We start from the raw sequence: 15,370 nt of genomic DNA, 5'->3' as shown, positions 1-15,370 counted from the left end.
GCATGGCCGCGCCCTCCTCGGCCCAGCGTTTCAACGACCGCGTGGCGGCCTATGTGCGCTACCGGCCCAGTTATCCGCCGCAGTTGCTGCGCTGGCTGCATGACGAACTTGGCATCACCCCGGCGACCGCGGTAGCCGATATCGGCGCCGGCACCGGCATTTCCAGCCGGCTATTTCTGGAAGCCGGCTATGCGGTCACGGGAGTGGAGCCGAATCCGGCCATGCGTGAGGCCGCGCAGCAATGGCTGGCGGGTTTCCCCAAGTTTCAGGCCATCGATGGCACAGCCGAAGCCACCGGGCTGGCCGATGCCAGCATGGGTCTGGTGTCTGCCGCGCAGGCCTTCCACTGGTTCGACACCCAGGCCATCCGTGCCGAATGGGCGCGCGTGTTGCGGCCCGACGGGCTGGCGGTGATCTACTGGAACTCGCGCGAGCTGGATACCACCGCCTTCTTGCGCGGCTACGAGCAGCTGTTGCTGGACTACGGCACCGACTACTCGGCAGTGGCAGAACGCTACCAGGACGATGCGACCATGCAGGCGTGGTTCGGCGATGGGTTCCGTGCGATGGCGCGCTTTCCCAATGTGCAGCGACTGGATTTCGACGCACTGCGCGGCCGCCTGTTGTCGTCTTCATATGCGCCGCTCGCACACGACCCACGCCATGCACCGATGCTCGCCGCGCTGCGCACGCTGTTCGACGCGCACGCACAGGACGGGCAGATCGACTTCCAATACCAGACCCGCGTGTTCGCAGGGACATTGAACTGACCCCATGTATTCGCTTGCCCGCCCCCTGCTGTTCACCCTCGATGCCGAGCGCGCGCATGCGCTGGCATTGCGCTCCATCGACACCGCCTACCGCACCGGCACCACGTCGCTGCTGGCCAAGCGCCCGGTCCCGCTGCCGACGCCGGCATTCGGCCTGATGTTTCCCAACCCGGTCGGCCTTGGTGCCGGCCTGGACAAGAACGGCGAACACATCGACGCGCTGCTGGCGCTGGGCTTCGGCTTTATCGAGATCGGCACGGTGACCCCGCGGCCACAGGAAGGCAATCCCAAGCCGCGCATGTTCCGGTTGCCGGAATACCAGGCGGTGATCAACCGCATGGGCTTCAACAATCTGGGCGTGGATGCGCTGGTGGCCAATGTGCAGCGCGCACGCCGACGTGGCGGGCTGCTCGGCATCAACATCGGCAAGAACAAGGACACGCCCAACGAAGAAGCGACCAGCGATTACCGCTACTGCATGGAGCGCGTGTATCCGCTGGCCGACTACATCACCGTCAACATTTCCTCGCCCAATACCGCCGGCTTGCGCGAACTGCAGGAAGAACAAGCGCTGCGTCGGCTGATCGCCGATCTGCGCGAAACTCAGGAAGCGTTGGCCGCGCAACATGGCAAGCGCGTGCCGATGCTGGTGAAGGTGGCGCCGGATCTGAACGACCGCGACATCGATGCCGCCGCGCGCGTGTTGGCCGACCTGGCAGTGGATGGCGTGATCGCCACCAACACCACGGTGACGCGCACCTTGATTGCCAATCATCCGCTGGCTGGCGAGGCCGGCGGCTTGTCGGGCGCGCCGTTGCTGGGGCAATCCACGCTGGTATTGCGGCGCCTGCGCGCGCGCCTGCCCGAGTCGATTCCATTGATCGGCGTGGGTGGCATCAATTCCGGCGCCGATGCGGTGGCAAAGATGGCGGCCGGCGCGAGCTTGGTGCAGTGCTATAGCGGCCTGGTGTATCGCGGTCCGCCGCTGATTGGCGAGTGCGTCGATGCCATCCGTCGTCGCCGCGAAGCGCCCAGCGGTGGCGCGGTCTCGCCGCTATGAGCGATGCAGTGCAGACCGGCTGGAGCTTGAGCGCGCACGCGCCGCTGCGCGCGCTCAATACGTTTCATGTCGAGGCAACGGCGCGCTGGTTGCTGAGCATCCACACGCCCGAGGCGTTGCCGCAGGCGCTGGCCGCGCCGGAGGTTGCCGAGCTTCCATTGCTGGTGCTTGGCAGCGGCAGCAATGTGCTGTTGGCCGGCGACCCGCAAGGGTGCGTGCTGTGTTTCGAAAACCGCGAGATCGCCATCATCGCGCACCACGCCGACCACGCCATCGTGCGCGCCGGGGCCGGTGTGAACTGGCATGCGTTGGTGCTGTATTCGTTGCAGCAAGGCTTGTCGGGTCTGGAAAATCTGGCATTGATCCCCGGTACCGTCGGTGCCAGCCCGATCCAGAACATCGGTGCCTACGGCGCGCAGGCGGGCGACTTCATCCACGTGGTGGAAGCGTTCGATCGGCTTGGCCAGCAGTTTGTGCGGATGACCGCGCCCGAGTGTGCATTCGCCTACCGCGACAGCGTGTTCAAGCAGCAGCCCGAGCGTTATCTGATTGTGGCGGTGGAATTCAATCTCCCATTGCTGCATGAGCTACGCCTGGATTACGCCGGCATTCGCGAAGAATTGGCCAGCATGGGCGCCGAGCTGGCGGGCGCGGCCGACGTGGCCCAGGCGGTGATCAACATCCGTCGACGCAAGCTGCCCGACCCCGATGTGCTGGGCAATGCCGGCAGCTTCTTCAAGAACCCGCTGCTGCCCAGCGAACAGATCGCCGCGCTGCAGGCCACCTTCGCCGACATGCCGGTGTATCCCGGCGAACAGCCAGGCCAGGGCAAGTTGTCGGCCGCGTGGTTGATCGAGCAATGCGGCTGGAAGGGCCAGCGCGAAGGCGATGCCGGCGTGTCGCCCGACCACGCGCTGGTGCTGGTCAACTACGGCACTGCCAGCGGCGCGCAGTTGCTCGACTTTGCGCGGCGCATCGCCGAATCGGTGCGCGAGCGCTACTCGGTGATCCTGGAACCGGAGCCGCGCATCATCGGAGCGCATTGGTGACTGCAACGCAGGTCTCGCGTCGTGCCGCGCTGTGGATGCTCACCAGTACCTTCGCCTTCGGCCTGATGGCCATCACCATCCGGTTTGCATCGAGCAACATCGCCACCACCGAGATTGCGTTCTTTCGTAACGCGTTCGGCTTGATGGCATTGCTGCCGTTGATCCTGCGACCAGGCAAGGCGCTGCCGCGCACCCGGCAGTTGCCGCAGTATCTGGCGCGCACGCTGATCGGCCTGGCGTCGATGTTGTGCGGGTTCTGGGCGATCGGCCACCTGCCGTTGTCGCAGGCGATTTCGCTGTCCTATTCCACGCCATTGTTCGTCACCGTGCTGGCGGTGATATGGCTGCACGAGCAGGTGCGCATGCGACGCTGGCTGGCGGTGGCGGCAGGCTTTGTCGGCGTGCTGGTGATCCTGCGGCCGGGCTCGTCCACATTCACGCCCGGGCTGCTGATCGCGTTGCTGGCCGCTGTCATCAGCGCGGTTGTCGCGATCCAGATCAAGCAGCTGTCGCGCAGCGACGATTCCGACACCGTGGTGTTCTATACCTATGTGTTCTGGGTGCCGATGTCGCTGATTCCGGCACTGTTTCAATGGGCCTGGCCGCACGGCATCGACTGGCTATGGCTGGTGGCGACCGGCGTCTTCGGCACTGCGGGGCAGTTGTTCTGGACCCGTGCGCTCAAGCTGGGCGAAGTCTCGGCGCTGCAGCCGATCAGCTTCATGCAGCTGCCGCTGGTGGCATTGCTGGGCTGGTGGCTGTTCGGCGAGGCGATCGAACGCCACACGTTGATTGGCGCGGCCATCATCATCGGCGCCAATGTGTATATCGCCCATCGCGAAACCGTGCTGGCGCGTCGCGCTGCCACGCATGCGCCCGTGGAGGGGGCAAAGCCGGGCGAGTGATGCAGCACCACTGATGCGATGCGTGCAACTGCAGCGCGCCTGTCTCTATGCATCTCACCTACATCACGACTGCGGCAGTGGCGTTGTGGCGCACTAAGCAGTTGTCGGCGGCGTCTCAGTCACTGCTGTCATGCGCCTGAGATCGTGTGCGACCATGCCGGCGAACCCGGTTGCGCCAGGACACTGCACGTGAAAACCATCGGGATGATCGGCGGCATGAGCTGGGAGTCCACCCTGCCCTACTACCGACACATCAATCAGGCCATTCGCCGCGAACGTGGCGGGCTGCATTCGGCCCGACTGTTGCTGTACAGCGTCGACTTCCACGATATCGAACGCCTGCAGCACGCCGGCGACTGGGAAGGCGCAGGACGCGAGATGGCGGCGGCCGCGCGTGCGCTGCACGCCGGCGGCGCGGACTTCATCGTGCTGTGCACCAACACCATGCACTGCGTCGCCGATGCGATCACCGCAGCAACGCCACTGCCGTTGCTGCACATCGCCGATGCCACCGCCGATGCCTTGCTCGCGGCGGGCATCACCCAGGTCGGCCTGCTCGGCACGCGCTTCACCATGGAGCAGCCGTTCTATCGCCGGCGTCTGGAAGCGCGCGGCCTGACGGTCGTCATACCGCCTGCCGATGCGCGTGCGGAACTGCATCGGGTGATCTACGAGGAACTGTGCCAGGGCGTGATCGATGCCGGGTCGCGCACGTATTTTCGTCAGGTCATGGCCGAACTCGACCGGCAAGGCGCGCAGGCGATCGTGCTTGGCTGTACCGAGATTTCATTGCTGGTGGATGCAGGCGATGCAGCGCGGCCGCTATTCGATACCGCCGTGCTGCACGCCGAAGCAGCGGCACTGGCCAGCCTGCGCGCTTGATGCGTCACCCCGGGCGCAGACACCACGCGTTTACCGAAGCCCGCAGACGTGCCATCCAGCGCAAGCGTGCAAGCTGCAATTCCTGACGCGCTAGCATTGCTGCCTGCACATGCACCGCTGCTCAGGCGCATCTGCGCCCCCACCCGCCACAGGATGTCACGCCGTGAAGACCCATCCACCCACCGGCATTGCACCGAAGTCGCAGCTCAAACGCGGCGACTACAAGACACTGGCCTTGTCTGCGTTGGGCGGCGCGCTGGAACTGTACGATTTCATCATCTTCATCTTTTTTGCCGCGGTGCTGGGCGAATTGTTCTTCCCTCCCGGCATCCCCGACTGGATGCGCCAGCTGCAGACCTTCGGCATCTTTGCCGCCGGTTACCTGGTGCGTCCGCTCGGCGGCATGGTGATGGCGCACTTCGGCGACCTGGTCGGTCGCAAACGCATGTTCGGCCTGAGCCTGCTGCTGATGGCGCTGCCAACGCTGTGCATCGGCCTGTTGCCGACCTATACGCAGATCGGCATCGCTGCACCGCTACTGCTGTTGGGCGCGCGCCTGTTGCAGGGCGCCGCGATCGGCGGTGAAGTGCCCAGCGCCTGGGTGTTCGTCGCCGAGCATGTCCCCGCGCACCGCACCGGACTCGCCTGCGGCACCCTGACCGCCGGTCTGGCCGGTGGCGTGTTACTCGGTTCGCTGGGCGCCGGCGCCCTCAACCGCCACTTCAGCCCTGCCGAGATCACCGACTATGCCTGGCGGCTGCCGTTCCTGGCGGGCGGCGTATTCGGGCTGGTATCGGTCTACCTGCGGCGCTGGCTGCACGAGACGCCGGTGTTCGCAGAACTGGTCGCCATGCGTGCGCTGGCGCGCGAAACCCCGCTCAAGCTGGTGCTGCGCGATCATCGGCCTGGCGTGCTGCTGTCGTTGGCACTGACCTGGATGGTGGCCGGCGGCGTACTGGTGGTGTCGTTGATGACACCCGGCCTGTTGCAGAGCAGCTATCACTACCCGGCGGCAGTGGCGCTGCAGGCCAATAGCCTGGCGATCGTGCTGCAGGCTGCGGGGTCGGTGCTGGCCGGTGCGTTGGCCGACCGTTACGGCAATGGGCGCGTGCTGCTGATCGGCAGCGTCGCGCTGGGCGTTGCGGCATGGGTGTTCTACCGCCTGGCCGGCGATCCACGGCTGGTGTTTCCGCTGTATGCGCTGCTGGGCGCCGCACTGGGCGTGCTTGGGGTGATCCCGCGCATCATGGTCGAGGTGTTCCCGCCGGAAGTGCGCCTGTCCGGCGTGTCGTTCGCCTACAACCTGGGCTATGCCGTGTTCGGTGGGCTGACACCGCTGCTGGTGGTGATGCTGGCCAAGCAACATCCCATGGGACCAGGCTATTACATGGTGTTACTGGCAGTGATCGGCACGACGATTGGACGACAGCTATGGCGCCGGGAACGTGCCGGACATCCCTCTGCGTAGAACGGCATCTGACAGAACGAGCAATCGTTGACCGGGGCGGCCAGCACTGAGCAACCGAATACAACCTGCACATGCCGCACCGAACATCAGCCGCACATGCCTGCCGATTACGCAGTCGCCCGGTTACCCTCGCTTAGCCCGACACGACCGGACGACGCCAATGCGGGCGCCGCGTGCCGCGGAACATCACCAGATACAGCCCCACCACCCAGACCAGTGCAGCCGACCAACCGCCGAGGATGTCGGAGGGGTAATGCACGCCCAGATAGATGCGCGAAATACCCACCAACGCGGCGAACAGACTGGCGGCGATGGTGACCGGCCAACGCCAGCGCGTGCGCCATGCCAGCGCGACGATCACTGCGGCAAGCGTCATCGAGCCCATCGCGTGGCCACTGGGGAAACTGAACGTGCTTTCCGGCGCGATCGACTCCCACAGGCTGGGCCGATCGCGTTGAAAGAACTGCTTGGCGCCCATGTTCAACAACGCCGAACCAGCAAATCCCAGCGCCGCAAAAGTGCCCTCGCGCCAGCGCCGTAGCACCAGCAGTACCAGCACGATCGCGATATCGATCGGGATCACGCCGTATTGATAACCCACCTTGGAAATCACGCCAAAAAACGTATCCAGCCCGGGCGTGGCGATGCTGCGCATGCTCCACAGCAAGGGCTCGTCGAAATAGAAGTTTTCCAGCTCATGCACTTCATCGGCCAGGTCGACGAACAACCCCAGCGGCAGCAGGACGCCGGCAAACAGCAGCGCCATCCGCCATGCATTGTTGCGCAACCACGCGCTGAAACCGGCCGGCGATTCAGCCGGCGCGGCGGACATAGGTGCGTTCGACGTACTGATCGATCAGATCGATGAACTCATACGCGATGTTTTCGCCACGCAAGGTGACGCTTTTTTCGCCATCGATGAACACCGGCGCCGATGGCGCTTCGCCAGTGCCCGGCAACGAGATGCCGATATTGGCGTGGCGCGATTCGCCCGGGCCGTTGACCACGCAGCCCATCACCGCAAGGGTCATGTTCTCGGCGCCGGGGTTAGAAATCTTCCACTCCGGCATCTTGGCGCGTACATGGTTCTGCACCACGCCGGCCAGCTCCTGGAAGAACTCGGAGGTGGTACGGCCGCAGCCCGGGCACGCGGTGACCATCGGGGTGAACGCGCGTTGGCCGGTGGTCTGCAGCAGCTCCTGCGCCACCACCACTTCCTGGGTGCGCGACTGGCCCGGCTCCGGCGTCAACGAAATGCGGATGGTGTCGCCGATGCCTTCCTGCAGCAGCACGCTCAAGGCCGCAGCCGAGGCGACGATGCCCTTGCTGCCGATGCCGGCCTCGGTCAGGCCTAGGTGCAGCGCGAAATCGCAGCGCGCGGCCATGTCGCGATACACCGCGATCAGCTCCTGCACGCCGGACACCTTGGCCGACAAGATAATGCGCTCGCGCGACAAGCCCAGCTCCACCGCACGCTCGGCCGAATCCACCGCAGAACGGATCAGCGCCTCACGCAACACGCGGCTGGCATCCCACGGCGTGTCGCGCTTGGAATTTTCGTCCATCAGCTGCGCGGCCAGCGACTGATCCAGCGAGCCCCAGTTGGCGCCGATGCGCACCGGCTTGTCGTACTTGATCGCGAATTCGATCAGCTGCGCGAATTGCAGATCCTTTTTCTTGCCGAACCCGACGTTGCCCGGATTGATGCGGTACTTGGCCAACGCTTCGGCACAGGCCGGCTCGGCGGCAAGCAGCTGATGGCCGTTGTAATGGAAGTCGCCGATCAGCGGCACTTCGATCCCCATCATGCGCAGCTTGTCGACGATGCGCGGGATGGCGGCGGCGGACTCGGCGTTGTTGACGGTCAGACGCACCATCTCCGAGCCGGCGCGCCACAGTTCGGACACCTGTTTGACGCTACCGGCGATGTCGGCGGTATCGGTGTTGGTCATCGACTGGACGACCACCGGATGGCCGCCGCCCACGATTACGCTGCCGATCTTGACGGCCTGGGTGATGCGGCGCGGCCAGGCGGTGGCGTCGGCGGGAGGGGTTGGGCGGGTCACGGCGTCATACATGGCGCTATTTTAGCCTGTCCGCCGTCCGCTCACAGCTGAAGCGTCGTGCGGGCCGCCATCCCGGCCGATGCGACGGTTTGTCGCAGGCCATCAGGTCCCTGAGCGCATAGCATTGCCGAGATGAACAGCTCCGACGCTTCCTTCCTAAGGACCCTGTGCAGCCTGCGCTGGCTCGCCACCGCCGGCCAGGCCGCCACCATCCTGGTCGCCTCCGGCCTGATGGGCTTGCGCCTGCCGCAACAACCGCTATGGGCAGGCGTCGCTGCGCTGGCGATCTTCAACCTGTATGCGCAGCTGCGCGTGGCGCATCGCGGCGCGGTGAGCCCGGCCACCGAGTTCGGCCACATCCTGGTCGATGTGACGGTGCTGACCTGGATGGTGGGCTGGAGCGGCGGCATCGCCAACCCGTTCGGCTCGTTGTTCCTGGTGTTGATCGCGCTGGCCGCGCTGGCCCTGCCGCTGAGCTGGGCGATGGCCGTGGCGGCGTCGTGCGTGACCGGCTATGTGGTCAGCGCCGCGTTCGGCCTGCCGTTGCCGTACGGCAGCTTCGACCCGCTCAGCCTGCATATGTGGGGCATGGCGGCCAACTTCCTGCTGTCCACGGTGGTGGTGCTGGCCTTCGCCACCCGGCTGGCGTTGTCGATGCGCGAACGCGAACGGGAAATCTCCACCCTGCGCGAGCGCTTCGCCCGTAATGAGGGCATCGTGGCGCTGGCAACGCATGCGGCGTCGGTGGCGCACGAACTCAACACGCCGCTGGCCACGATGACGCTGTTGGTGGACGACATCGCCGACCAGTGCGATCAGAACGAGCTGCGCGAAGATCTGGACACCTTGCGCGAGCTGCTGGTGCAGTGCCACGAGCGCGTGCTGGCGCTGGCGGCGCCGGCCGATAATGGCCACTTGAGCCGCGAAGTGGCGGTGCAGGAGGTGCTGGAGCAATGGCGGCTGGTCCGCCCCACCATCGAGCTACGCCGCAATGAAGACGCACCGATGCGGCTGATGCTGCAGCCCGGCGTCAGCCATCTGCTGATGGTGCTGCTCAACAACGCCGCCGACGCCGGCGAACGCGCCGGGCGCCCGCAGATCGATCTGACCTTACGGGTGGAACACGACCACCTCAGCGGCGAAGTCCGCGACTACGGCCCCGGCTTCGACACCGCGCAAGCCATGTTGCCGGGTACCTTGTTCAACAGCGGCAAGCACGACGGCATGGGCGTTGGCCTGGCGCTGTCGCATGCCACCGTCGAGCGCCTGCAGGGCGAGTTGTGGATGCTGCCAGCCGAAGGCAGCGGCGCCCGCGTCGGTTTCCGCCTGCCGCTTTCCGAACACGAGGCCTTGGCATGACAAGCACTCCGATCCGCACCGGCCTGTTGGTCGACGACGACACCTTGTACCTGCGCACCTTGCAACGCAGCCTGGCGCGACGCGGCGTGGAAACCCTGACCGCCACCGATGCGGCAAGCGCGCTGTCGATTGCGCGCAGCGCGTTGCCGGATTTTGCGCTGGTCGATCTCAAGCTCGGCCACGATTCCGGCCTGAGCCTGATCCAGCCGCTGCGCGAGATTCGCGCCGACATGCGCATCCTGTTGGTGACCGGCTACGCCAGCATCGCCACCGCAGTGGAGGCGATCAAACTCGGCGCCGACGACTACCTGCCCAAGCCAGCCAATATCCCCACCATCATGCGGGCGCTGGGCGAAGAAGACGACGACCTGCCCGAGCCGGACGAAGAAGAAACCGCGCAGGAAATGATGACTCCGCTCAGCCGCCTGCAGTGGGAACACATTCAGCAGGCGCTGCACGAAACCGGCGGCAACGTCTCCGCTGCCGCACGCTTGCTGGGCATGCATCGGCGCTCGCTGCAGCGCAAGCTGACCAAGCGGCCCAGCCCGGGACCGTTACGCTGAGCTGAGCGCTGATGGGCGCCCAGGCTGCGCGCAGGCGTGCGCCGGTGCGTTGCGCTTAGCGCCGCCGTGGCGCAAAGATGCTCGCCCTGCGCGAGGTCGCACGGATGCCGTCGGGGCCCTGAATCAGCGCGCGTCCCCAGTTGCTGAGCCGCGCCGGGTCCCAGCCCAGCACGATGTCCAGCGATTGTGTGCTGCTGTCGTTGCCCGACCACGACCAGCCCATGTAGCCGACGCTGTACTCGCGCGCGCGGCGCATGATCGCCGCTTCATCGACCTGCGCGCCGCGATGGTCGGCGCCGAATTCGCCGACCACTAACGCCAGCCCATTGCTGCGAAACGCACGCAGATAACTGTCCACCGTGGCGTCGTTGCCGAACACTTCGTACATGTGCACGCTGAAGACCAGATTGCGGCGGCTGTCGCGCGCCAGCAACGCCGCAGCATTGTCGCGCATGTAGAACTGCCAGTCCTGGCCCCAGTTGGGGGCGTCCACCATCAACGCGTGGGTGAGGCCGGCGTTGCGCAGCGTGGCGATCGCACGCGCATGGCCGTTGACCCATTCGCTGGCACTCAACTGGTTGCCGAACGGTTCGTTGCCGATGTTGATGATGACGTAATCCTCCTGCCCCACCAGCGCGCCGCGCACGCTGGTCCAGTAGTTGGCGGCATCGGCCAGGGTGCCTGCCGCGCCGTCTTCGCCGTAGCCGGTGGTGTCGTGCACTTCCAGCACGGCGATCAGGCCCAGGGCCTTGCAGCGCGCGATGATGCGCGCCACCTCCGCCTCCGGCGTGCGGTTCCAGCGGTGGCCGGTGCTGAGCACCACGCGCACGCTGTTGGCACCGGTGGCGGCAATCTGCGCCAGCGCCGCGTCGGTGCGATCGGCAAACCAGGCATGCGGCAGATTGATGCCGCGCAAGACCAGGGGGTTGCCATTGGTCTCTCGCAACTGCGTACCGGACACGGACAGGCCGGCATGCGCGGCCGAGGCCAGCGCCAGACCGGCGATCAGCAGCACTGCGCGCTGCGCCAGACGATTGAAGATCTTCATGATCGGCTCCAGGAGTGGGTAGCGCGGGCACGCCGGCACGCAATCGCATGCCCGGCCCACGTGCGCCCCACCGTGCCGATGGCGGGCGGGCGCAATCTGCGGCTGGTTCACAGATCCGAAAAAATTGCCGGATGCAGACCGAGCGCGCAGACCACGTGCCGGCGCGCTGGTAACGTTAACTTCCGTGCGTTTAAGCGTCGTGCGATGTTTGGGGGAAAGCGCGCTCAGCCTGACAGCGCAACGCGCACGCGATGCGTGACATTGCGCACTGCGGTGTTGCAGCGCGAAAACCGCACCTGCCGTATGCACCGCAGCCATCCCACGCGCGCTCGGTACTTCGCGCTGCAACATGCGATTGCGCTGCTGGCAGCTGAATACCCCAGCGCGACCACGTCAAGTGGATACGGCCGAGGCCGATAGAGCCACATGCAATCGCAGCCCGCCCCCGATACCCAAACGCCTCCCATGTCCGACGAAGCCACCCGTCTGGCCGTTTTACGCGGCCTGTGCCTGCTGGATTCGCCACCGGACCCGGTGTTCGAAACCATTGCCGCGATGGCTGCGAGCAGCCTGGGCGCGGAGATCGCGCTGGTGTCGCTGGTGGACGAACATCGCCAGTGGTTCAAGGCGCGCGTGGGCCTGGAGGCAACGGAAACCCCCCGCGACCAGGCGTTCTGCGCGCACGCGATCCGCTCGGACGAGGTGATGGTGGTACCGGATGCAACGCTGGATCCGCGCTTTTGCGACAACCCACTGGTGCTGGGCCCGCCCTTCATCCGCTTCTATGCGGGGGCACCCTTGCAATTGAAGGACGGTCACCGCATCGGCACCCTGTGCGTGATCGGCACCAGCCCACGCGAAGGCCTGGATGCGGAGGCAATGACGCGCCTGCAAGGGTTGCGCGACCTGGCCGTGCTGCGGGTGGAAAACCTGCGCAGCACCACCTATCGCGACGGGCCGACCGGGCTGCCGAATCGTGCGCGCTTCGGCGAAGATCTGGATGCCTGGCTGTCGCACCGCGATACCGCACCGGCCACCACTGCGGTGGCGGTGGACATCTGCGGCAGCGACTATTTCCGCGACATGGTCAAGGCGCTGGGCTGGGACTACGCCGACGGGTATGTCGCGCTGGCGCAACGTCGCCTGGCCGCCTATCTGCCCGCCAACACGCTGCTGTATCGGCTGGACCCGACCACCTTCGGCTTCCTCACCCAGGCCGAAACCCAGCGCCTGTCCGGCCTGTGCAACAAGGTCTCCAAGGCATTTACCGAACCGCTGGATCACCAGGGCATTCCGCACACCGCGGTGGCCTCGATCGGCGCGGTGTCGCTGCAGACCAGCTACGGCGCTTCCGACACCATCCGCTCGCTCACCACCGCAGTGGACATCTCCCGCGAACGCTGCCAGGTGTGGAGCCTGTACGAGCGCAAGCACGACGTGGCGCAGCGCAACACCTTTCGCCTGCTTGCCGCCCTGCCCGCCGCGCTGGACAGCGCCAGCCAGCTGCGCCTGCACTACCAGCCGCGCGTGGACTTGAACGACAACCGCTGTGTGGCGGTGGAAGCGCTGCTGCGCTGGCAACACCCGATGATCGGCCCGGTGATGCCATCGGACTTCATACCGATGGCCGAAAAGACCGCGCTGATCAACCGCATCACCGCCTGGGTCATCGATAACGGCATCGCCCAGGCCGCGCGCTGGCAGCAGCAGGGCCTGGACTTCAACCTGGCCTTGAATGTGTCGGCGGGCGATCTGGACCGCCCCGGCTTTGCCGGCATGCTGCGACGCGGGCTGGAACGTCACAAGCTCGACCCGCGCCGGCTGGAAATCGAATTCACCGAAAGCGCGATGATCCGCCACCCCGATCATCTGGCCGAACAGCTGGCCGATGTGGCCGCGTTGGGCGTGCACATCGCCATCGACGATTTCGGCACCGGCTACAGCAATTTCAGCTATCTCAAGCAGCTGCCGGCCAGCTCGCTGAAGATCGATCAATCCTTCATCCGCTCACTGCCGGACAACCGCACCGACCGCACCCTGGTGCCGGCGATGATCCAGCTCGGCCACAGCCTGGGCCAGCGCGTGGTGGCCGAAGGCATCGAGTCGGCCGAGGCGTATGCGCAGTTGCGCGCGTGGGGCTGCGACGAAGGCCAGGGTTACTGGATCGCCAAGCCGATGCCGGCCGCCGCACTGGAAACCTGGCTACAGACGCCGTGGCACACGCAATTCAACGCGCCGGCAACGTTGCTTGCAGCAAGCCTAGCTGCGGCGCGGGTGTAAGCACGCGCACCCGATGCCTGCACCATCGCGCGCTGCCGCTACGCAGCCGCTCGCCCTGCAAGCAACGTGACTGTCGCGGCTTGCTACGCCAGCGACGAACGCCATAACGCAACGCGGCGCGACACCGAAGTGTCGCGCCGCGTTGTTTTTCAGCCCTGGAGCAGCCGACAGACGATGCGTCGGCAACTGCATAAAAACGCCCTGACTTACCAGAACACCGTGTACAGCACGATCAGGATCGCGATCACGCCGACTGCGCCGACCTTGAAGCCCAGCGTGGTGCCGTAGGCCACATCGTCGGTACGGATCAGGTCGCGCGCCTGCGTGGGCGCGGTCATCAACGACACCACCACCGCCAGCACCAGTGCGGCCAGGAACACCACGCCGATGCGGTCCATGAACGGCAGTTCCGGCCAGGCGAATTTCAGCGCGAACGACAGCACCACCGAGCCGATCGCCGCAGTCAACGCGCCGGCTTCGTTGGCGCGTTTCCAGAACAGGCCGAGCATGAAGATCACCACCACACCGGGCGTAAAGAAGCCGGTGAATTCCTGGATGAACTGAAAGCCCTGATCGAAGTTGCCCAGCAACGGCCGCGCGGTGAGGATGCCGATCAGCACCGACACTGCGGCCACGATCCGGCCCACGCGCACCAGCTGCTTCTGCTCGGTCTGCGGGCGGAACTTGGCGTAGAAATCCAGGGTAAAGATGGTCGCCACCGAGTTGATCTTCGATGCCAGCGACGCCACGATCGCCGCCACCAACGCCGCAAACACCAGACCCAGGATGCCGGTCGGCAGCAACTGCATCATGGTGGGGTACGCCTGATCGGGCTTGGCCAGATCCGGCGCCAGCACCACCGCGGCAATGCCCGGCACCACGATCACCAGCGGCATCAACAGCTTCAAAAACGCCGCGAACACCATGCCCTTCTGCGCTTCGCCGATGTTCTTGGCGGCCAGCGCGCGCTGGATGATGTACTGGTTGAAGCCCCAGTAGCTGATGTTCATCACCCACAGCCCGCCGAGCAGCACGCTCAGGCCCGGCAGATCCTTGTAGAACGGGTTGTCCTTGGTCAGGATCATGTGGAAGTGCTCGGGGTGCGCATTCCACAAGTGCTTGAAGCCAGCCAGCACGCCGGCGCCATCGCCGATCCGCGCCAGCGTCAGCCCGGCCACCAGCAGCCCGCCCAGCACCAGCAGCGTGACTTGCACGATATCGGTCAGCGCCACCGCCTTCAGCCCGCCATACAGCTGGTAGACCAGCGCAAACACGCCGATCAGCGTCAGCGCCAGGGTCTGGTCCATGCCGGTAACCTGGCTGACCGCGATCGAGCCCAGCCACAGGATCGAGGTGAGGTTGACGAACACGTACAGCAGCAGCCAGAACACCGCCATCAGCGTACGGATCCACTTGCCGTAACGCTGTTCCAGGAACTGCGGCATGGTGTAGATGCCGTTGCGCAGGAAGATCGGCAGGAAGAACTTGCCGACGATCAGCAGCGTCAACGCCGCCATCCATTCGTAGGACGCAATCGCCAAGCCGATCGCATAGCCGGAGCCGGCCATGCCGATGATCTGTTCGGCAGAAATATTCGCAGCAATCAGCGAGGCGCCGATCGCCCACCACGGCAACGACTTGCTGGCCAGGAAGTAATCCTCGGCGCTCTTGCTGTGGCCTGCCTTCTCGCGCGACACCCACTGCGCGAGCACGAAGATGCCGGTCAGATAGACCAGCACAATCACGATATCCAACGTCGCCAAACCCACTGCACTCTCCTGTCTGGCTCTGGGGTATGCGCCGACGATCAGGCAGGGCTGCACACTGCCGCCGCCGCGCACCAGGTGCGCAATGGCAGCGCGGCGAACCGCGTCTGCAGGCCATCCCGGCCGATCGACAACACCGCCCCCGCGGCGGCTG

13 protein-coding genes are annotated in these 15,370 nt (G+C 65.6%); 9 read left to right on the top strand and 4 right to left on the bottom strand.

Annotated features, from left to right (window positions below):
• Positions 1–2: 2 nt before the first annotated feature.
• From ACCQ06_RS10525 to ACCQ06_RS10500, 6 genes are all read left to right on the top strand, one after another.
• Positions 3–770: a class I SAM-dependent methyltransferase gene (locus ACCQ06_RS10525; RefSeq protein ID WP_316692295.1), complete on the top strand. Its 768-nt coding sequence runs from the start codon at positions 3–5 to the stop codon at positions 768–770.
• Between the two features lie 4 nt (positions 771–774).
• The gene (locus ACCQ06_RS10520) at positions 775–1,830 is read left to right on the top strand and encodes a quinone-dependent dihydroorotate dehydrogenase (RefSeq protein WP_104617343.1); all 1,056 of its coding nucleotides are present in this window, start codon (positions 775–777) and stop codon (positions 1,828–1,830) included.
• A complete protein-coding gene (murB, locus tag ACCQ06_RS10515; protein ID WP_316692294.1) occupies positions 1,827–2,879 on the top strand; it encodes a UDP-N-acetylmuramate dehydrogenase in 1,053 nt (350 codons plus the stop codon). The genes ACCQ06_RS10520 and murB overlap by 4 nt, the downstream gene beginning before the upstream one ends.
• Positions 2,873–3,784, top strand: coding sequence for a DMT family transporter (locus ACCQ06_RS10510; RefSeq protein ID WP_316692293.1), 912 nt, complete (start codon positions 2,873–2,875; stop codon positions 3,782–3,784). The genes murB and ACCQ06_RS10510 overlap by 7 nt, the downstream gene beginning before the upstream one ends.
• A gap of 216 nt (positions 3,785–4,000) precedes the next feature.
• A complete protein-coding gene (locus ACCQ06_RS10505; RefSeq protein WP_316692568.1) occupies positions 4,001–4,666 on the top strand; it encodes an aspartate/glutamate racemase family protein in 666 nt (221 codons plus the stop codon).
• A gap of 163 nt (positions 4,667–4,829) precedes the next feature.
• Positions 4,830–6,134, top strand: a complete 1,305-nt coding sequence (locus tag ACCQ06_RS10500; RefSeq protein ID WP_316692292.1) for an MFS transporter — start codon at positions 4,830–4,832, stop codon at positions 6,132–6,134.
• Between the two features lie 133 nt (positions 6,135–6,267).
• On the opposite strand, the gene ACCQ06_RS10495 is transcribed toward ACCQ06_RS10500, so the two are convergent.
• Complete coding sequence (locus ACCQ06_RS10495) at positions 6,268–6,966, bottom strand: phosphatase PAP2 family protein (protein ID WP_104617348.1); 699 nt, start codon at positions 6,964–6,966, stop codon at positions 6,268–6,270.
• Positions 6,947–8,212: a flavodoxin-dependent (E)-4-hydroxy-3-methylbut-2-enyl-diphosphate synthase gene (gene ispG / locus ACCQ06_RS10490; RefSeq protein ID WP_228325355.1), complete on the bottom strand. Its 1,266-nt coding sequence runs from the start codon at positions 8,210–8,212 to the stop codon at positions 6,947–6,949. Before ispG ends, ACCQ06_RS10495 begins: the two co-directional genes overlap by 20 nt.
• A gap of 120 nt (positions 8,213–8,332) precedes the next feature.
• Here ispG and ACCQ06_RS10485 point away from each other — a divergent pair, with 120 nt between their 5' ends.
• Both ACCQ06_RS10485 and ACCQ06_RS10480 read left to right on the top strand, forming a co-directional pair.
• Positions 8,333–9,559 (top strand): ATP-binding protein, encoded by a 1,227-nt coding sequence (locus ACCQ06_RS10485; RefSeq protein WP_104617350.1) that lies wholly within the window; start codon positions 8,333–8,335, stop codon positions 9,557–9,559.
• A complete protein-coding gene (locus ACCQ06_RS10480) occupies positions 9,556–10,122 on the top strand; it encodes a response regulator transcription factor (protein WP_104617351.1) in 567 nt (188 codons plus the stop codon). The genes ACCQ06_RS10485 and ACCQ06_RS10480 overlap by 4 nt, the downstream gene beginning before the upstream one ends.
• 55 nt (positions 10,123–10,177) lie before the next feature.
• On the opposite strand, the gene ACCQ06_RS10475 is transcribed toward ACCQ06_RS10480, so the two are convergent.
• The gene (locus ACCQ06_RS10475) at positions 10,178–11,170 is read right to left on the bottom strand and encodes a glycoside hydrolase family 5 protein (RefSeq protein ID WP_316692288.1); all 993 of its coding nucleotides are present in this window, start codon (positions 11,168–11,170) and stop codon (positions 10,178–10,180) included.
• Between the two features lie 426 nt (positions 11,171–11,596).
• On the opposite strand from ACCQ06_RS10475, the gene ACCQ06_RS10470 reads away from it, so the two are divergent.
• Positions 11,597–13,450, top strand: a complete 1,854-nt coding sequence (locus ACCQ06_RS10470) for a putative bifunctional diguanylate cyclase/phosphodiesterase (protein ID WP_316692286.1) — start codon at positions 11,597–11,599, stop codon at positions 13,448–13,450.
• 206 nt (positions 13,451–13,656) lie between these two features.
• On the opposite strand, the gene ACCQ06_RS10465 is transcribed toward ACCQ06_RS10470, so the two are convergent.
• The gene (locus ACCQ06_RS10465; RefSeq protein WP_228325352.1) at positions 13,657–15,219 is read right to left on the bottom strand and encodes a sodium/sugar symporter; all 1,563 of its coding nucleotides are present in this window, start codon (positions 15,217–15,219) and stop codon (positions 13,657–13,659) included.
• Positions 15,220–15,370: the final 151 nt, after the last annotated feature.

The sequence above is a fragment of the Xanthomonas sp. NCPPB 4467 genome, assembly GCF_041475665.2.
In the GTDB taxonomy this organism is placed as follows: domain Bacteria; phylum Pseudomonadota; class Gammaproteobacteria; order Xanthomonadales; family Xanthomonadaceae; genus Xanthomonas; species Xanthomonas dyei.
The sequence above is the reverse complement of the archived record's forward strand: the minus strand, read 5'-3'. Positions and strand labels throughout refer to the sequence as shown.